We start from the raw sequence: 18,255 nt of genomic DNA, 5'->3' as shown, positions 1-18,255 counted from the left end.
AGGCTACCTCGTTTCTTAGATGATACGGATGAATACTCGAAAAGTTCTCCAAACCTCCCATATGGTGGGAATCAGCAGGAAGCCCGTAATAGTAAAAGGAAATGAAGTAAATAATTCCACGATAAAATAAAAAAGAAAATAAACCCACGATCTTCTGACAAAGATAAGAAGGAAAAATAATAGGTTAAACCATAGTTGTTTGATAGAGCCGTATTGTTGAGGCCGTTTCACTCCACTAATAGTAGGATTCGTAACGTGACTCATATATGACATGGCTTCACTGTGCAATAAATCTTTTTGTAATACCTGAGAAAATTGTTGTTTGGCATTATCCAAGTTACCCAGTTTGACATAACACTTTCCCATGAGGGATTGTGCATCTGTATGTTGTGGTGAATGGATCAAGATCTGCTCACAGTCTTGGATCGCCTCAACGAATTGTTCGAATCGATAGCGAATACGGGCTCGATATAAAAGTGCGTCAAGATCAGCTGGATGAATGTGGAGAATATGGTTAAAGGATCTTAATGCATGGTCGATCTTCTCTATGCGTAAATAAAGTTCTCCCTGCATGCGTAATAGATCAGGATCATCTGGATAGAGTTCATAGGCAATATCCAGATATAGCTTGGCTGCTTCCTGATCATTTTTAAGCAGTGCGTTTTGGGCCTTTTCCCGTAGTTCTAGAAAATAATCATAATCAAGACCATCGACTGGTTTAAAAAAGTCATACCGCATTTCTCTTGTGCCAGTAATTTGGCAAAACATATATTCAATAAACGCTTCATTATAGCGTCTTTGTAACTGCTCTTTCTGTTTACTCCAATGAAATAAGCTATCAAATAATTGCCAGATGGAACGAGGCAAAAAACGATGATTTTCCAAAAAGAATATCAGTCGGCTTTGAAGTGTTTCGCTTTGTTCCATATCCCATACCACATCTGAGTCTAATAACCTTTGCCAGTTTTCCAGTTGGATACGGGCAAAGAAATCGATGTATAGTTCTTTGACCTCTTGCATAAATACATCTAATGGATGGCTTGAATGAGCTACAAAGTCCTGTGTATGAAGGAGATCAACTCGACGAGGTATTTCAGTGGTCGTATTGTTGTCGTCTGCTTCCTCAGATGAAACCGGTCTAACTTGCGAGTTTTTTGCTTGATTAAGTGCTTGATCAAAGGCTTCTCGAAGCTTTTGGTATCCCTCTGGATCATCTTCTGGATGATAGATTCGTAGTTTTTTAGCATATGCTTTCTTAATAACTGAAATATCATTCGTCGGTTCAATCCCCAAAATATCCCAAATCATTATCAAAAATCGATTCCCCTTTCGATTCGGTCAAATCGTTGTTTCAGTATTTTTGCTGCCTTTTTAACTTCCTGATCGTTTTGTGTGATGAGAATGCTTTCGAATTGCTGGAGAAGGTACATAATTTGTTGCCGAGTATCACCAAGTGATTCTTCATAAAGGCGCTCCCCTCTTGCTAAAAGTAGCCTATTTTCCGTTCTGTCCCTAGGATGGATCTTAATATTCTTTAGTTCTAGAAGACGAGCTTCAATTTCTTCCTTAGTCAGGCTCCCTTCATTTTTCTCAATAATGATCCTCTTCTTCTCCCCTGTTGATGTAATCATAACTTCTACTTCAAGAATACCATTGATATCGTATGTATATCGGACATCGACAGTCTGTGCTCCCGCAGGGGCTGGCGGTACATTGATATTCAATTCTCCCAGCTTGATATTGTTCTCTACTCGGCGGCTCTCCCCTTGGTAGATGCCGATATGAATTGTTTTTTGATTGTCCATCATGGTATGAAATCTTTCAATCCGGCTGACTGGAATAGGGGTATTCCGTTCAATAATCGGGTAAAAATATCCGTCTTCTGTCTTACCATGCCCTAGATGTTTCGCTACATCTGTGCCTAGAGAATAGGGACAAACATCGGTTAATATGATTTCTTCCAATGCTTGATTTCGTTCTTTTAATGCTACTTGGATGGCAGTACCCATAGCCACTGCTTCATCAGGGTTGATCTTTGTATAAGGTATTTTACCGAACATTTTGGCAATGACTGATTTTATAAGTGGCATTCGTGTGGCGCCTCCAATTAGAATCACAGCATCAAGATCTTTTGGAGATAAAGAAGCATCCCGTAGCGCACGCTCAATGGGCTGACGCATTCGCAGTGTAAGGGAATAAGCTAATTTCTCAAAATCGGCACGATCAAGACGAAGACCGTAAGACTCACCATTGATCACCACATTCATTATTCCGACAGTTTCTTGTCCCAAAGCCTGTTTGCAAAGCTCTGCTTGTTTATATATGGTAGAACGAGTTTTAGAGTCTAGTGATTCTACATCGATTTCATACGAATTGATAAAGTAAGATACGAGAAGCTCGGTAAAGTCTTCACCACCTAGAAAATTATCGCCAGCGATAGATTTGACATCCATAATTCCTTCAAAAAACTCAAGGATTGAAACATCAAAGGTGCCTCCTCCCAAGTCGAATACGAGAAACTTTGTCTCCGATTTCTCTTGATGTAGACCATAAGCAATGGCAGCAGCTGTTGGTTCGCTAATAAGACGTTCTACTTTTAAACCAGCGATTTCAGCAGCCCGTTTTGTTGCTTTCCGCTGGGTATCATTGAAATAAGCAGGTACACTGATGACCGCTTCAGTGACAGGTTCTTCTAAATAAGCTTCTGCATCTGCTTTTAAAGATCGGATGACAAAGGAGGATAGCTCTTCGGGGGAGAAGGAGTATTGACCGAGATTATATTTTTTCTCAGTTCCCATAAACCGTTTAAATGTGGAGGCTGTTACTTGTGGATGGGTGATCAGCCGCTCCCAGGCAATTTGCCCTACCAAAATTTCACCATTCTCATCCACACTAACGACGGATGGGGTAAAGTGTTTACCAAGCACATTGGGGATAATCACAGGTCCTTTATCCGTCCAATGGGCTACAAGGCTATTCGTAGTCCCTAAATCAATTCCAATGGTTGTCAAATTAATCCCCTTTCTATTATTTGGTATATATTTATATTACTATAGAATAGTTTATAAGAAAAAGCTTCTAATAATTTTAACTCCTTGGATGAATGTTGCATTGTTCGATGTGTATCTAGTAATCTGAGGAGAGGAATGAGGATTTTAAATGTTAAACAATAAACTCTTCCTTATAAACTATTTTAGTATATTTCTTGCTTTATCCATGTGTACTGAAAGTAGTTAGTAAGAATAAGCTAGAGCTACAATTTGATAATTAACTATCCATACCATAAAAATAAAGTTGCTCTATGATACCTCTTTAGATAAAAATGTCTAAAGAGGTACTTTTGATAGATGGGAGAATGTATTATGCAAAGAAATATTTTAATTATTGATGATGATATAGAACTATGTAGATTACTTAAAAAATGCATGGAAACGGAAGGATATAAGGCAGATGTTGCCCATACTGGAATCGAAGGTTTGAAATTAATAAACAAACAAGACTATCACTTAATTATTTTAGATATTATGATGCCAGAGATGGATGGAATTTCTACATTAACTCACATTCGAAAAACCAAAAACACACCTGTGTTAATGCTTACTGCTAAAGGTGATGAAATGGACAAGGTTTTGGGGCTGAAATTAGGTGCAGATGATTATTTAACTAAACCCTTTAGCTTGTCTGAATTAACTGCCCGAGTGCAATCATTAATTCGGCGATATGTGATATTAGGAGCAGCTTCCCAAAAGCCACACTGCCTTACCTTTGGTTCGCTGGTTATTGACCCAGCCCATATGCGTGCAACTTACAATGACCAAGATCTGGGCTTGACTGGAAAAGAGTATGATTTACTGTACTTTTTGGCATCCAATCCTGGACAAATTTTTACGAAGAAGCAAATATATCAAAATGTATGGCAAGACGAGTATGCTTATGATGACAATAATATTATGGTGCATATCAGAAGGTTACGTAAGAAAATTGAGCCAGAACCTAGAAATCCTGTATATATATTAACTGTTTGGGGTATGGGTTATAAATTTAATGGAGATGTAGACAATGAGTACTGAAAATCTATGGTTTATCATCATAATCATCGCAATTTCTGCTTTTTTCATCTATCGTGAATGGCAGTATCGCTCTCGTATACAGGAGACTTTGCGCACCTTGGAAGATATTATGACAGGTAATGAAAACCACCGAATTCATGTTGGAGCTAAAGAGCCAATGGCACCTTTGATATTTAAAATTAATCAATTAGTAGACTCTTATCAAAATGATAAAATTTACGCACTTAGAGCGGAACAAGCAAGGAAGCAGATGCTATCCAATCTATCACATGATGTACGTACGCCATTGGCATCTGTTCTAGGATATTTAGATGCACTATGTGATGGAATGGCTGGGAAGGAAGCAGATCAATATTTACATATTGCCAAAAATAAAGCTTATGCACTCAAAGAGTATATTGATGATCTATTTACGATTGCCCAAATTGATGCTAACGAAATACAGATGGTTTTTAAACCGATTGATTTGTTTGAACTGCTACGAAGTGAGTTGATCGGTTGGATTCCGAGATTACAGAAAGAAAAAATAACCCTAGAGATTCAAATTCCAGATGAAGAATGTTTTATTATTGGGGATCAACGTGCATTGACACGTATTTTTAATAATTTGCTTCAAAATGCTTTGCGTTATGGTGGAAGCAAACATTTTATTGGAGTATCTGCATGGGCTGATGAACATTCTGTTTGCTTTGAGGTGTGGGATAAGGGACCAGGACTTTCACCTAAAGAGATTGAGAGAGTATTTGAACGTCTTTATAAGAGCGATTCTTCAAGGTCGACGAAAGGACATGGGCTGGGATTAACCATTGCAAAAGAACTTGTACAGAAGATGAATGGAACGATTCTAATGGAAAGTATTCCTGATATGAAAACCGCCGTTAGAGTTTCAATACCCAAAAGTAAGAAAAAGTAAGAATTACGTAAGCTCCATGTTAGAAATACAAGGTAGAATAAAGGTTGTTTAGGACAGAGGGTTCCTATATTACCAGATCGATCTTTTGGAAGAAGAAATGGTTTACTTGTCTTTAGGTGATGAAAGATGAACTCTATCATTTTCGATTTTATGTAAATGGACAAGGAGCGTTGTCAATGCAAAATTGGGTGTTAGAAACCAGATCATTGACCCGGAAATATGATAGACAGATAGCGGTAGATTCGATCAACATCCATGTTCCCAAAGGTCGCATTTATGGCCTATTGGGACGAAATGGTGCAGGCAAAACAACCACCTTACGAATGATCATGGGGTTAATTCGACCTACTTCAGGAGAAATTAAAATCTTTGGTAGGAACATTCAGCAAGATGCAAAGCAGATATACTCCCGTGTTGGATCATTAATTGAAACACCAGGATTTTATCAAAATCTAACGGGTAGTGAAAATCTGGCCATATTAGCTCGACTACGTGGAATTCATCGCCCAGATGTAGTTCAATATGCTCTGGCAAGAGTAGGACTTGATAAAGAACCACATAAAATCGTATCTCAGTATTCCTTGGGAATGAAACAACGTTTGGGAATTGCGGCAGCGATTATGCATGAACCCGAATTATTAATCTTAGATGAACCTACCAATGGACTTGACCCAATCGGAATCCATGAGATGCGAAATTTTCTCGTCAATTTATGTGAAGAAAAGCATGTGACCATTGTGATTTCAAGTCATATTCTTAGCGAAATTGAACAATTGGCAGATATGATGGGAGTGATTCATAAAGGTAAGTTATTAGAAGAAATTACGATGGAAGAGCTCAGAAAAAGAAACCGTAAATATCTTGAGTTTCAAGTATCGAATGAAAATAAAGCAGCTTTACTCATGGAACAACTCTTTCATATTCATGATTACGAAGTTCATGAAAAAGGAACCATTCGTATCTATTCGCATTTAGGACAACAAGGAAAGATTAACAAAGTATTCGTGGAAAATGATATTGAAGTGTTTAAAATTACGATGAGCGAAGATAATCTTGAAGACTATTTCGTCAACTTAATAGGAGGTGGGACGATTGGTTAATTTGTTATACACTGAACTCCTAAAGCTGAAGCGTTCGAAGATGATGTTACTGAGTATCATTGGAATGGCATCAGCCCCATTTCTATGCTTTATGGCTTCTTTAACCAAGAAAGCCAAACGACCAGATATCCCTCTTCCATTTAAGGAATTTGTTTCAGAATCCCATTTGTATATTTTTATGCTAATAGCAGTCTTTCTATTTGGGATCATTACTGCTTATCTATTTAATAGAGAATATGTAGAGGGAGCGTTAAAAAATTTATTAACTATCCCTATATCAAGAATAAGTTTGATTGTAAGTAAATGGGTGCTACTATTCTTTTGGATTATGACCTTGACCGTAGTTGCTTGGGTGTTGACCATGATTTTTGGAATAGTAGGTCCGTTTGAGGGGCTAAGTAATTCAGAAGTAATGAAAGCGTTAAAAGAGTATATGATCGGAGGTATTTTGCTTTTCCTTCTAACAACCCCCATTATATTAATCACACTTATATTTAATAACTATGTAACCATCATTGTATTTACCATTGTAATTACGATGTTAAACTTGTTGTCTTATGGTAGTGAATATAGTGCCCTATTTCCTTGGTCAGCAGTACGTGTTATAGCAGCTCATAGTTATTTTCCAGAGTTTCCACCAGTATATTCTTATATCTCTATTTTTTTAACATCCATGTTGGGCTTGGTGGCTACATTAGTTTATTTTAAAAAAGTAGATATTCGTTGATAGGAGATGACTCAATTCATACTTTCTCGTCTAATTAATATTTCCTTTATTCTTCTTCAATCTGTAATTGTTATTACGTAACTTGGAGAAGATGCCTATAAAATATACCGATTATTTTAAATATTCATATCAGGAGTGTTGATAATGCCCCTTTCCGAACTAAATATTGACCTTTTTCGACTGATTAACGATTTAGGTAAACAATACTCATTTCTAAATCCCTTCGCTGTTTTTGTAGCCGAATATACATTATATTTTTTAGGTTTGGGTATAGCTGTATACTGGTTTACTCGTATCAACCAAAATAGAATGATGGTGATACATGCAGGGATTTCCTTTATTCTTGCGGAAATTCTAGGGAAAGTACTGGGTACTCTTCATTCTCATTATCAACCCTTTGCGGTACTTTCCAATGTAAATAAGCTTGTTGAACATGAAGTGGATAATTCATTTCCGAGTGACCATACGATCTTGTTTTTTTCTATTTGCGTTTCATTCTGGCTTGTTCGTAAAAAAGGAGGATGGCTCTGGCTTTTACTTGCATTCTGTGTAGGAATTTCTCGAATTTGGGTAGGGGTTCACTATCCGATTGATATCGCTACAGGAGCTCTATTAGGTATTTTTTCTGCAGTCTTTGTAAATTGGTTGGCTCCAAAACTCTCTTTTGTTAAAGGTTTACTTACCTTTTATGAAAGGTTAGAACATAAAATATTACCTCAAAAGAGTAAATCCCGAAACTTTTAAGATAAAAACCCTCTCCTTTGTATCGGAGAGGGTTTTTTGCTAATAAAATCGGAAAATAGAGGAGGATGTATCTAATGACTAACGGAAGCGGTTTAACTAGAGAAGGAACTAGATTTATCAGTTTCTTTATCTCCTGTTAGGGTTAAATCATTAATGAATATAATAGTTGTGATGTAACTTTTTAAGCTCAGTTACTAGATTTAGTCCAAAGAAATCGTATTTTTAATCCCAAAACTAAAGGTTTGTAACTATAGCTGATGAATAGATGTTGACAAATAAGTATAATAGTCTTATAGTATGTTACATGACTAACATACATATATAGCGATTTTGATCAACCTATAAGTAAAATGATTGTAAGAATATCCACGTGGTGGATACTAAACAAAGTTGCAACCTTAGAAGTGAGGGCTTCTTACCAGAATATGTGGAATTAGTAGGATCTTTCGATAGATTATTATTAACAAGGAGAATAAAAATGACTCAGAAGATATTGGATTTTCTAATGGAGTATGGCATTTGGGGGTTAATGATTCATGCGTTTGCCGATGCAGTCATATTTCCAATTCCGGCCTTCTTTACTCAGGTTTCCTTAAGTCTGATCAAACCTTCATCAGCCTTATGGTATGCTACCTTCGGCTATATGGCTTGTCTTCTGGGAACTCCGATAGGATATTTTATCGGTAAATTATTAGGTAGCTCTGTACTATATAAAATTCTCAAAAGAGAATGGATTGATTCTGTAACTAAGATGTTTCAGAAAAATGGCGAAACAGCTATTTTGATTGGTTCGTTTACACCGATCCCGTTTAAAGCATTTACCATTTTATCAGGATGTTTGAGCTTTCCCTTATGGAAACTGATTGGATACGCTGCAATTGGGCGGGCTGTTAAGTTTTATGTTGTAGGGATCTTGTTTTATATTTATGGACGGATGGCAGAGAACATGGTAAAGGATGTCTCTCTTTATATTTTTTTAATTGCCGTTCCTATTTTGTTGCTCATATTCGTATTGAAAAGAAAATATAGTCAAAAACGCTAGATCATGAGATATACATATTTAACCACAATGAAATAAAAGCTATTTCATATAGAGTATTTTTGCTATTATTATTCTAGCGGATAGTTCATTTTAATAATATTTGAGGAGGAAGTATGAGTACACAAGATCAAGTTTTTTTAAGGAAAATGATTGCCCCATTTGAAAAGTCAAATACAAAATCAAGTATAAGGCAGCTGCTAAATACATTTCTACCTTTTTTTATACTTTGGTTTGCTGCTTATCAGAGCCTATCTATTTCTGTTTGGTTAACTCTAGTATTAGATATCATTGCTTCAGGATTCCTCGTGCGAATTTTTATTATATTCCATGATTGTTGCCACCAATCTTTTTTCAAAAGCCGTTTATTAAATGATTTCTTTGGAACAGTAGGCGGAATTATTACCCTTTTTCCGTATGAAAAGTGGAAACGTGATCATTCAATCCATCATGCAACAAGTAGTAATTTAAATAAACGAGGAACGGGAGATATATGGATTCTTACGGTTGATGAATATATTTCTTTACCTTTTTGGAGAAGAGTGGCTTATCGGCTTTATCGTAATCCCGTGATTATGTTTGGTTTAGGTCCCCTCTACCTCTTTTTAATTTCCAATCGTATGAATAATAAAGGTGCACGATGGAAAGAGCGGATTAATACGTATATTACCAATGTTTCAATCATTGGATTATATGCTCTTATGTGTTGGGCGATAGGTTGGAAAGCCTTCCTACTGGTTCAAGGACCTATCCTCTTTGTATCTGGAGTATTAGGGATTTGGCTGTTTTATGTACAACATCAGTTTGAAGACTCTTACTTTGAAGATGAAGAAAATTGGGATTATGTTAAGGCAGCTGTAGATGGAAGCTCTTATTATAAACTTCCAAAAGTGCTTCAGTGGATAACAGGAAATATTGGCTTTCATCATGTTCATCATCTTAGTCCGAAGGTACCAAACTATAATCTTGAAAAAGTACATCAATCAGTCCCGGTTTTACAAGATGCAACAACCATTACACTTAGTTCAAGTATAAAATCCCTTCGTTTCCGATTATGGGATGAAAAAAATAAAACTTTTGTCAGTTTTAAGGATATTAAGCCTCTTTTATACAAGGCTAATTCTGAAATATAAAAGATAAAGAAACGATATAAGGGGTTATAGTATATTCCCATGAAAATGGCGCTATTCTTTTGTAATTAAGAAAAGAATGGCGTTTTATTTTTGATTGATTCATTCACTTGATCGTATGTTTTCGGTAATTTTATGTAATATTTTCTAGTGAAGGTAAGCAATATTTTATCGAGATGTAGTGTTGACAGTTGATTCGGGTACTATTATAGTATGTTGCATGACTAACATACAAATAGGGTGATTTCATGAAGGCTAGCTTTGATGACAGGCAGCCGATTTTCCAACAAATTGCTGAAATGATTGAGGATGATATCCTAAATGGAACCTATAAAGAAGGGGAAAGGATTATCTCTGTAGCTCAATTTGCACGTACCTTTCAAATCAATCCAGCAACTGTAGTGAAGGGAATCGCTTTGCTTGTGAATGAAGGGATTTTATACAAGAAGAGAGGGTTAGGTATGTTTGTTGCTGTGGATGCACGGAAAATCATTATGAGTAAAAGGAGGGAGAGGTTTTACAATGAAATGGTGCTAAACCTGCTCAATGAAGCAGAAAAGCTTGAGCTGACTACTGAAGATGTTATTGAAATGCTCAAGCAGAAAAAGAATGGATCAATAGATGAATGCAGCTCTTGAATGATCAAAGCGTCGGATTTGTTTCTGCAAGGATTTGGATTCACTTTTAAATGAAGATGCCTATTTCTAACAGGCGGAATTTATAATAATCCAAATATTTATTACACCTCTATATTGAATCATTTTTTGATTGACTCTCACGTTACGTTATACCATATAGTAATCATTGAAGGGAGGTAAAAGCAATGTCAATGAGAGTCAAAGAGGTTGCTGATTTGGTTGGAATTAGTGTACGTACCTTACATCATTACGATGAAATTGGGCTATTAACTCCAGATGAGACCACAGAATCGGGGTATCGACTTTACTCCAATGATAATCTGGAAATGTTACAGCAAATCCTCTTTTTTAAAGAGCTTGGCTTCCCTTTGAAGAAAATCAAACAAATTATCAATAGTCCTTCGTTTGATCGATATGAGGCGTTAAGACTTCAACGGAAAATGTTGCTTGAGAAACGCAGTCGTATCGATAAAATGATCCAGATGATTGATAAAACGATCCAATATATGAAAGGGGAAATTCAAATGACAAACAAAGAGAAGTTTGAAGGATTCGACTTTAGTCATAACCCATATGAACAAGAAGCACGTGAACGTTGGGGAGATAAAGTTGTCGATCAGGGGAATGCCAAAGTGTTTAATATGTCTAAAGAAGAACAAGCCTCTTTTTCGGAAAGATGGAATACAATCTGTACCAAACTTGCGGAACTTCGCCATGAGTCACCTGACTCAAAAGAGGCGCAAGCAGCTATAAAAGAATGGTATCATCTTTTAAATGAGTTGGGTAATTACTCGCTTGAAGCATTTAAAGGATTAGGTCAATTGTATGTTGATGATGAGCGCTTCACCAAAAGTATCGACCAACATGGTAAAGGTTTAGCGAAATTCATGCGTGATGCTATGGTCGTCTATGCAGATCAAAATAAAAGATAATGTAGAACTAGTAATTCAGTTAGAATGAATGAATGGGATAATTAAATTTAGATAATATTGAATATTTTGTCCATATTTATTAAGGAGTATTCTTAATGGGATTATATTCCATTAAGAATACTCTCGTTTGTTAATAAAATATATTTACTTTTAGTGCTTTTTCAAAGTTAGAACATTGCCACTCCAGAATAGGTATATATGGAGAGTGATTTGAATAGCTTTGAAGAAATAGAAATAAAATAATGATTGATTTATTTGATGTAATAAGATATTATAGTACGGTATAAAAAACGGAAGGGTGACCAATAAGCCATGATTTACTAATTCTATCCTTAAAAAACATTTGCAAATAAAATGTAAACATTTTTCTGGGTAGGATTAGTATAGGCATTTATATAAACAAATCGATTTTTGCTCCTGTTATAGGGAGTATATTGTCTTTTTGTTGTTATGAAACCTACTATCCAGAAAATGGTTAGTAGGTTTTTTGATTTTATTTACTCTAAATATTAAGGGAATAATAATTCTGTATTGTGGGGAGGATGCATATATGTCAGCAGCACAACGAAGAAAAATGATCATCTTAATGATTAATATGTTTATTGCGATAGGAAGTTTTGGGATCATTATTCCTATTTTACCAGCATACCTAGAGTCAATTAATCAAGGAGGTACAGCCGCAGGATTAATGATTGCCATTTTTGCTGGAGCTCAACTTATTTTTTCGCCTATCGCGGGGAGATGGGCTGATCAGTATGGTCGTAAAAAAATGATTGTTTATGGTTTAGCCGTTTTTACTCTTTCCATGTTTATCTTTTATGCCTTTGATTCGATTTGGTGGTTGTATTTTTCTCGGGTTATTGGAGGAATTGGAGCTGCACTGTTAGTACCTGCAATCTTTGCTTATATAGCAGATATTACTACACTGGAACAACGGGCTAAAGGTAATAGCTATATCTCTGCAGCCATGTCTTTAGGTGTGGTCATAGGACCTGGAGTTGGAGGATTCTTAGCTGATTTTGGACTGAAAATGCCTTTTCTTATCTCAGCAATTGTGTCACTGCTTGCCGTTATTTTCTCGGTCGTTGTCTTAGAAGAAAGTGAAAAAGTTTCACCTATAAAGGAAGTACCCAGTGAAGAGTCGATGATTAAAAAATTGATTTTATCTGTGAAAATGCCGTATTTTATTCCACTGGTGATTACCCTTGTGATGAGCTTTGGACTTATGGCCTATGAGTCTGTACTGGGGCTCTTTGTAGATAAACAATTTGGAGCGACACCTCAAGAAATTGCTTGGATGATTACAGCTACTGGAATCATCAGTGTGATTGTTCAACTGTTTGTGGTTGACAGAGTTGTCAGTAAGTATGGTGAAGGTATGGTTTTAAATGTGTTTTTAGGGGTAGCTTCAATTGGTTTTTTCCTATCACTTTTGGCAAAAAGCTACTTTTTATTTTTTGGAATTACCCTCTTGATTTTTTTAGCAACATCGATCTTACGCCCTGTTTTAAATACCTTGATTTCGAAGATGGCTGGAAATGAACAAGGGTTTGCGATGGGCTTAAATAATGCTTATATGAGTATCGGAAATATATTAGGTCCAACGATTGCCGGAGTTCTCTACGATTTTCAAAGCTTATACCCTTTCGTATTAGGTCTTGCTATATTAATCATTACATTAATCATTACCGTTCTTTGGCAGAAGAAATCGATGAACCTTTCTGAGTTAAGCTAGAACTTGGGGGATTCTGACTAACATGAGGCTGTACTCTAAACAGCATTGATTGCTTCTCCCAGCCTTATTAGGCTATAGAATTTCCTAAGCTTTGCTCATAGTAGCTCTGTCCACGGGGGAAAGCTGCTCGTTTCAAAAGCGATTCGAGGCTTGCGTCTAGAAATGATTTAGGCTATTGGGCGGGCGATTATCTAATATGAATATCGATATATATTAAAACACACACGTATGGATACCATAGCGTGTGTTTTTTTTTTTAAAAGAAGAGGAAACAATCGAAAAGAAAGTTACAACTGATCTTACAGGCTAAACACTCAGACATGCAGAAAAAAATTAGCCATTTATCTATTTTTTTTGAAGTATGAGTGAGTACAACAAGCTTAGAAAAAATGGTTGTTGAATGGATGTTTTATTTAACAAAATGGGCCAAAATATTTGCTTTGCGTTGTGGGATATACTATAATTAATAATGATTATCAATATCAACAATGAAAATGTGTATTTAAAATGATGGGAGTGATTTTGTAGCGAATTCATATTTGAATCCAAAAGGAAAAAGGGTCTTGTTTGAGGGAGTTACCATCTATAAAGTTTAAAAAATAAACCATTATCTGATTGATTCATTTTATTTTCAATGTGTAAGGAGTGTAAAACATGCATTCAACCATTAAAAATACGATAGTAGAGAGAAGAACGATTCGCCACTTTCAAGATACTCCGATTGAAGAAACACTACTATATGATTTACTAGCCAAGGCAGCCTACGCACCATATCATAATAAAGTTGAACCTTGGCATGTGATTATTGCCAATGATATGGAAACAAAAATGTTTTTTTTGGATAAAGTATTTCAAAGTTATAAACGAAATGATGTCCTTAAAGGTATTTCCGAAAGTAAGTTAGAGAAAATAAAAGAAGGCTATAAGCAGGCTATAATTACTCCTGCTGTGACGTTAATAGTTAGTGCAAATCAATTTGATGATCAAAAGCAAAGTTTTGAAGCCCTTGCTGCCACATGTGCCTTTATTCAAAACTTCCAATTGTTGGCTTGGAATGAAGGAATTGGTGTAGTATGGCGTTCAAATCCATTTATTTTCGATCCGATATTTGCGCAAGAAATTGGAGTGCCCGAAAATAATAAAATTGTCGGAGCTTTGCAAGTTGGCTATTTTAGTCAAGAAAACAAACCAAAAGTAAAAGAAAGAAGACCATTACATGAATGGGTGAAGAAAGCAAAAATACCTTATTACAATCAAAAGTAGGAGGGAGGAGTTTTTTTATTAATTGATAATGATTATCATTGTTGTTTAGGAGGAGAAGATGTCTAGGCTGTTTACCAAAAATTTAAGGATTGCCTATGGAGATTATGATATTGTCCGAAATTTAAATATAGAGATTCCTGATGGGAAAATAACTACCATTATCGGACCAAATGGTTGTGGTAAATCAACTGTTTTGAAGACATTATCACGAATACTTCAAGCAAGAGCAGGAGCAGTTTATCTGGATGGAAAAGAAATTATGAAAGAATTAACAAAAAAGATCGCTCGGAAAATGGCAATCTTACCACAATCCCCTGATGTTCCTGAGGGATTAACGGTTGTAGAACTGGTTTCCTATGGAAGGTTTCCCTATCTGAGTAGACTTGGAAGATTAAAGGATAAGGATAAGGAGATTATTGAATGGGCCATGGAGGTCACAGGTATAGCCCCATTTAGAAATAGATCAGTTGATGCCCTTTCAGGGGGACAGAGACAGCGTGTCTGGATTGCTATGGCATTAGCCCAAGAAACAGAAATTATTCTTCTTGATGAACCTACTACATACCTTGATTTATCACATCAACTCGAAGTTTTAGAGTTGCTGAATCATTTAAATAAAGAAGAAAATCGTACCATTGTCATGGTCATCCATGATTTAAATCATGCAGCACGCTTTGCTCATTATATGGTTGCGATGAAAGAGGGGGAGATTATTAAGGAAGGAGATGTTACAGAAGTTATGACTGCTCAGGTTTTAAGAGAGGTCTTCAACATTGATGCTGAGATTGGAATGGATCCAAGAACAAAAAAACCGGTGTGCCTCTCTTATCACTTAGTTAACAAAAATCACTTCATATAATATGAGGATTCATTGATTGATATTTGGGTCTTATTCTGTTAGCTATCAAAGGTAAATTGGAGATGGAAGCCATGAAAAAATGGAAGAAACTTTCTTTACTAACCTTTACCGCTCTATTTGTAATAGGTGTAATAACAGCATGCCGAAGTGAAGCAACTAGCACTCAATCGGATTCTTCATCGAAAACCAGAATTTATCATTCGGAAAACGGAGATATGAAAGTACCTGCTAATCCAAAAAGAGTAGCTGTGTTAGCAGCATCCTATGCAGGTAATTTCCTGAAACTCGGAATTACACCTATTGCTGTCGATGAATATCCGAAAAATAATCAGTTCTATGAGGGTAAGTTGGATAAAGCAGAAGTAGTAACCTCTGATTCTTTAGAAAAACTTCTAAAATTAGATCCCGATTTAATCGTTACTTTCTCGAATGATAAAAATATCAAGAAATTATCTGAGATTGCTCCAACAGTTGTTTTTACATACGAAAAATATAATTATCTTGAGCAGCATATTGAAATAGGAAAATTAGTTGGGAAAGAAAAGGAAGCAAGAGCTTGGGTGGATCAGTGGAAAGAGAAGTCAAAAATCGAAAGTGAAAAGGTTAAAAAAGTGATTGGCAAAGAAGCCACTGCTATGGTTATGGAAAAGTTCGGAAAAGATATGTACATTTATGGAACAAACTGGGGACGTGGGACAGAGGTCATCTATCAAGCACTAGGTCTAAAACTTCCTAAAAAAGTACAACAAGATGTTGTCGGTCCGGGATATAAAGCGATTTCAGCTGAGGTGATTCCAGAGTATGCTGGTGATTACATATTTGTTGGTGAAGGAGCAAATAACGCTGAGAATTCTTTCATGAAAACAGATGTGTGGAAAGGAATCCCAGCGGTGCAAAAAAATCGAGTGATTCGATTTGATTCAAAGTCATTCTGGTTTAATGATCCAATATCCGTAGAAAAACAAATGGAGATCATTGTTAAAGAATTAACAAAACGCAACTAATTCAATTTATATTAAAAGGGTCGTCATTTATGATTCGTACAAAAATGGAACCATTCAATGAAAAGAAGGTCTTCTCACGCCCTGCAATAGGTACAACCATTTTAATGGTTGGTATCTTAGGTCTGGTAAGTAGTATCGTACTGGCTACTTCAGTTGGGTCAGCTCATATTGATTTTCTGACTGTATGGAAATCGATATTCCAGTATAATCCAACCCGAGAAGCAGACCGAATTATTGTGGATATCCGATTACCAAGGGAATTAGGAGCAGCTGTTGTAGGTGCGGCTTTGGCTGTAAGTGGGGCGATTATGCAAGGGATGACAAGGAATCCATTGGCTGACTCTGGATTACTTGGTTTGAATGCGGGAGCAAGCTTCTCCCTTGCCTGTGTATATGCTTTCTATTCAAATGCTGATTATATCATCGTTATGATGTTTTCCTTTATAGGAGCTGGAATTGGTGCTGGGATGGTATTCGGTTTAGGCTCTTTGACTCGAGGAGGATTGTCTCCTGTTCGAATCACCTTGGCAGGAGCAGCCGTTTCAGCCTTATTATCTGCTTTGGGAGAAGGTATGGCCTTTTATTTTAAGTTATCCCAAGATCTTGCTTTTTGGATAGCTGGTGGTGTATCTGGGGCAAATTGGCTTCAACTTAAGATGGTTACCCCTGTTGTGGTGATTGGAATTATTATCTCAATTATATTTTCAAAAGGGCTAACCGTTCTTAGCTTTGGTGAAGATATGGCAAAAGGGTTAGGACAGCGGACACTTTTAACAAAAACCGTGCTAATGATTGTTGTTCTAATCTTGGCCGGTTCAGCTGTTTCACTGGTTGGGCCCATTGCTTTTGTAGGACTGATGGTTCCCCACATTGTCCGTTCCTTAGTGGGGACAGATTATCGTTGGATTATCCCCTGTTCAGTAGTGTTTGGGAGTTTATTTATGGTTCTTGCTGATACAGTTGCACGTAAGGTAAATGCTCCTTTTGAGACTCCGATAGGGGCAATCGTATCCCTGATGGGTCTCCCTTTCTTTCTATACCTTGCTAGAAAGAAGGGAGGAAGGCTTTAATGATGGATTTAGTACAGCTTAAGAGAGTTCGACTAACCATATTTATCGCTATTTTATTATTGTTAGCTGTTTTTGTAATCAGCGTAGCAACAGGGTACATTTCTTTATCACCTGCTCAATTAGGACGTACTATGATTGGAAAAGGTTCGAGCAAGGAGTATTTAGTTTTGTTTGATTTTAGACTTCCAAAAATCATGATTACGATCCTTGCTGGTATGGGACTAGCTGTTTCTGGGGCTATCTTGCAAAGCATTACCCGAAATCCTCTGGCGGATTCAGGTATTTTAGGAATTAATGCAGGTGCAGGATTGATGGTAGTCCTCTATATTACCTTTTTTACGGTAGAATCGACAAGTTTTTTATATATACTCCCTCTTTTTGCACTCATAGGAGGAATATTGACAGCCACTGTTATCTACCTCATGTCTTACAAAAAAGGTGAGGGTATCGACTCAACTCGGCTCGTATTAGTTGGCGTAGGTATGGCGATGGCTATATCCGGTGTAATTTTGACTCTAACGATACGTCTTGACAAGAATCAATATACTTTTATTGCTGAGTGGATAGCAGGAAAAATATGGGGGAACGATTGGATATTTGTTCTTGCTTTGCTGCCTTGGATTCTGTTGCTTGTTCCTATTGCTTTTCTAAAGTCACATGTATTAAATACATTATACTTACATGAAAGTGTATCCATTGGGTTAGGAGTTCCTGTGGAAAGGGAAAGAATCAAACTTCTTTTTATTGCCGTTGCCCTAGCTTCAGCTTCAGTGTCAGTAACCGGAGGGATCGCCTTTGTTGGATTGATGTCACCACATATTGCAAGGTCTCTCGTAGGACCTCGCCATCAGCTGCTACTTCCTTTAGCGGCAATGTTAGGTGCTATTCTGCTGTTGGTTGCAGATACTATTGGACGAGCGATTTTGGATCCTAGCGGAATTCCAGCTGGCGTGATTGTAACAGTGATTGGTGCACCTTATTTTATGTACTTGATGGCCAAACGAAATGCTTGATCATATTTAAAGGTGATT

17 protein-coding genes are annotated in these 18,255 nt (G+C 36.6%); 15 read left to right on the top strand and 2 right to left on the bottom strand.

Features of this window, described 5'->3' with window-relative positions:
- Nucleotides 1–15: 15 nt before the first annotated feature.
- Both DL897_RS14925 and DL897_RS14920 read right to left on the bottom strand, forming a co-directional pair.
- A complete protein-coding gene (locus DL897_RS14925; RefSeq protein ID WP_240627465.1) occupies nt 16–1,308 on the bottom strand; it encodes a J domain-containing protein in 1,293 nt (430 codons plus the stop codon).
- 2 nt (nt 1,309–1,310) lie between these two features.
- A complete protein-coding gene (locus DL897_RS14920) occupies nt 1,311–3,011 on the bottom strand; it encodes a molecular chaperone HscC (protein WP_113659928.1) in 1,701 nt (566 codons plus the stop codon).
- Between the two features lie 351 nt (nt 3,012–3,362).
- Between DL897_RS14920 and DL897_RS14915 the strand changes: the two genes are divergently transcribed.
- The 15 genes from DL897_RS14915 (at nt 3,363) to DL897_RS14845 (ending at nt 18,237) form a co-directional block, all read left to right on the top strand.
- Nucleotides 3,363–4,070, top strand: coding sequence for a response regulator transcription factor (locus DL897_RS14915; RefSeq protein WP_113659927.1), 708 nt, complete (start codon nt 3,363–3,365; stop codon nt 4,068–4,070).
- Nucleotides 4,060–4,983, top strand: coding sequence for a sensor histidine kinase (locus DL897_RS14910; RefSeq protein WP_113659926.1), 924 nt, complete (start codon nt 4,060–4,062; stop codon nt 4,981–4,983). Before DL897_RS14915 ends, DL897_RS14910 begins: the two co-directional genes overlap by 11 nt.
- Before the next feature lie 176 nt (nt 4,984–5,159).
- Nucleotides 5,160–6,083 (top strand): ABC transporter ATP-binding protein, encoded by a 924-nt coding sequence (locus tag DL897_RS14905; protein WP_145962230.1) that lies wholly within the window; start codon nt 5,160–5,162, stop codon nt 6,081–6,083.
- Nucleotides 6,076–6,810, top strand: coding sequence for an ABC transporter permease (locus DL897_RS14900; RefSeq protein ID WP_113659925.1), 735 nt, complete (start codon nt 6,076–6,078; stop codon nt 6,808–6,810). The genes DL897_RS14905 and DL897_RS14900 overlap by 8 nt, the downstream gene beginning before the upstream one ends.
- Nucleotides 6,811–6,954: 144 nt before the next feature.
- Nucleotides 6,955–7,554: an undecaprenyl-diphosphatase gene (locus tag DL897_RS14895; protein ID WP_113659924.1), complete on the top strand. Its 600-nt coding sequence runs from the start codon at nt 6,955–6,957 to the stop codon at nt 7,552–7,554.
- Nucleotides 7,555–8,032: 478 nt separating this feature from the next.
- Complete coding sequence (locus DL897_RS14890; protein ID WP_113659923.1) at nt 8,033–8,596, top strand: YqaA family protein; 564 nt, start codon at nt 8,033–8,035, stop codon at nt 8,594–8,596.
- Nucleotides 8,597–8,709: 113 nt separating this feature from the next.
- Nucleotides 8,710–9,726, top strand: coding sequence for a Delta(5) desaturase DesA (desA, locus tag DL897_RS14885; RefSeq protein ID WP_113659922.1), 1,017 nt, complete (start codon nt 8,710–8,712; stop codon nt 9,724–9,726).
- A 245-nt stretch (nt 9,727–9,971) separates the two neighbouring features.
- Nucleotides 9,972–10,361 (top strand): GntR family transcriptional regulator, encoded by a 390-nt coding sequence (locus tag DL897_RS14880; RefSeq protein ID WP_113659921.1) that lies wholly within the window; start codon nt 9,972–9,974, stop codon nt 10,359–10,361.
- A gap of 185 nt (nt 10,362–10,546) precedes the next feature.
- A complete protein-coding gene (locus DL897_RS14875) occupies nt 10,547–11,293 on the top strand; it encodes a MerR family transcriptional regulator (protein WP_113659920.1) in 747 nt (248 codons plus the stop codon).
- Between the two features lie 550 nt (nt 11,294–11,843).
- A complete protein-coding gene (locus tag DL897_RS14870; RefSeq protein ID WP_113659919.1) occupies nt 11,844–13,028 on the top strand; it encodes an MFS transporter in 1,185 nt (394 codons plus the stop codon).
- 654 nt (nt 13,029–13,682) lie between these two features.
- Nucleotides 13,683–14,291, top strand: a complete 609-nt coding sequence (locus DL897_RS14865) for a nitroreductase family protein (RefSeq protein ID WP_113659918.1) — start codon at nt 13,683–13,685, stop codon at nt 14,289–14,291.
- A gap of 58 nt (nt 14,292–14,349) precedes the next feature.
- Nucleotides 14,350–15,150: an ABC transporter ATP-binding protein gene (locus DL897_RS14860; RefSeq protein ID WP_113659917.1), complete on the top strand. Its 801-nt coding sequence runs from the start codon at nt 14,350–14,352 to the stop codon at nt 15,148–15,150.
- A gap of 71 nt (nt 15,151–15,221) precedes the next feature.
- Nucleotides 15,222–16,154: an iron-hydroxamate ABC transporter substrate-binding protein gene (locus tag DL897_RS14855; protein WP_113659916.1), complete on the top strand. Its 933-nt coding sequence runs from the start codon at nt 15,222–15,224 to the stop codon at nt 16,152–16,154.
- 29 nt (nt 16,155–16,183) lie between these two features.
- Nucleotides 16,184–17,224, top strand: coding sequence for a FecCD family ABC transporter permease (locus DL897_RS14850; RefSeq protein WP_113659915.1), 1,041 nt, complete (start codon nt 16,184–16,186; stop codon nt 17,222–17,224).
- Nucleotides 17,224–18,237 carry a FecCD family ABC transporter permease gene (locus tag DL897_RS14845; protein WP_420824142.1) on the top strand — a complete coding sequence of 338 codons (1,014 nt, stop codon included), beginning with the start codon at nt 17,224–17,226 and terminating at the stop codon, nt 18,235–18,237. Before DL897_RS14850 ends, DL897_RS14845 begins: the two co-directional genes overlap by 1 nt.
- Nucleotides 18,238–18,255: the final 18 nt, after the last annotated feature.

Origin of the sequence: Thermoflavimicrobium daqui, assembly GCF_003313465.1 — a bacterium.
Classification (GTDB): domain Bacteria; phylum Bacillota; class Bacilli; order Thermoactinomycetales; family Thermoactinomycetaceae; genus Thermoflavimicrobium; species Thermoflavimicrobium daqui.
This window is presented reverse-complemented; position numbering and strand designations above follow the sequence as displayed.

Bases quoted from the DNA above. Each gene is read 5' to 3' on its own strand.
- DL897_RS14925 (WP_240627465.1), bottom strand. From the start codon at position 1,308: ATGATTTGGGATATTTTGGGGATTGAACCGACGAATGATATTTCAGTT.
- DL897_RS14915 (WP_113659927.1), top strand. From the start codon at position 3,363: ATGCAAAGAAATATTTTAATTATTGATGATGATATAGAACTATGTAGA.
- DL897_RS14910 (WP_113659926.1), top strand. From the start codon at position 4,060: ATGAGTACTGAAAATCTATGGTTTATCATCATAATCATCGCAATTTCT.
- DL897_RS14905 (WP_145962230.1), top strand. From the start codon at position 5,160: ATGCAAAATTGGGTGTTAGAAACCAGATCATTGACCCGGAAATATGAT.
- DL897_RS14895 (WP_113659924.1), top strand. From the start codon at position 6,955: ATGCCCCTTTCCGAACTAAATATTGACCTTTTTCGACTGATTAACGAT.
- DL897_RS14890 (WP_113659923.1), top strand. From the start codon at position 8,033: ATGACTCAGAAGATATTGGATTTTCTAATGGAGTATGGCATTTGGGGG.
- desA (WP_113659922.1), top strand. From the start codon at position 8,710: ATGAGTACACAAGATCAAGTTTTTTTAAGGAAAATGATTGCCCCATTT.
- DL897_RS14880 (WP_113659921.1), top strand. From the start codon at position 9,972: ATGAAGGCTAGCTTTGATGACAGGCAGCCGATTTTCCAACAAATTGCT.
- DL897_RS14875 (WP_113659920.1), top strand. From the start codon at position 10,547: ATGTCAATGAGAGTCAAAGAGGTTGCTGATTTGGTTGGAATTAGTGTA.
- DL897_RS14870 (WP_113659919.1), top strand. From the start codon at position 11,844: ATGTCAGCAGCACAACGAAGAAAAATGATCATCTTAATGATTAATATG.
- DL897_RS14865 (WP_113659918.1), top strand. From the start codon at position 13,683: ATGCATTCAACCATTAAAAATACGATAGTAGAGAGAAGAACGATTCGC.
- DL897_RS14860 (WP_113659917.1), top strand. From the start codon at position 14,350: ATGTCTAGGCTGTTTACCAAAAATTTAAGGATTGCCTATGGAGATTAT.
- DL897_RS14855 (WP_113659916.1), top strand. From the start codon at position 15,222: ATGAAAAAATGGAAGAAACTTTCTTTACTAACCTTTACCGCTCTATTT.
- DL897_RS14850 (WP_113659915.1), top strand. From the start codon at position 16,184: ATGATTCGTACAAAAATGGAACCATTCAATGAAAAGAAGGTCTTCTCA.
- DL897_RS14845 (WP_420824142.1), top strand. From the start codon at position 17,224: ATGATGGATTTAGTACAGCTTAAGAGAGTTCGACTAACCATATTTATC.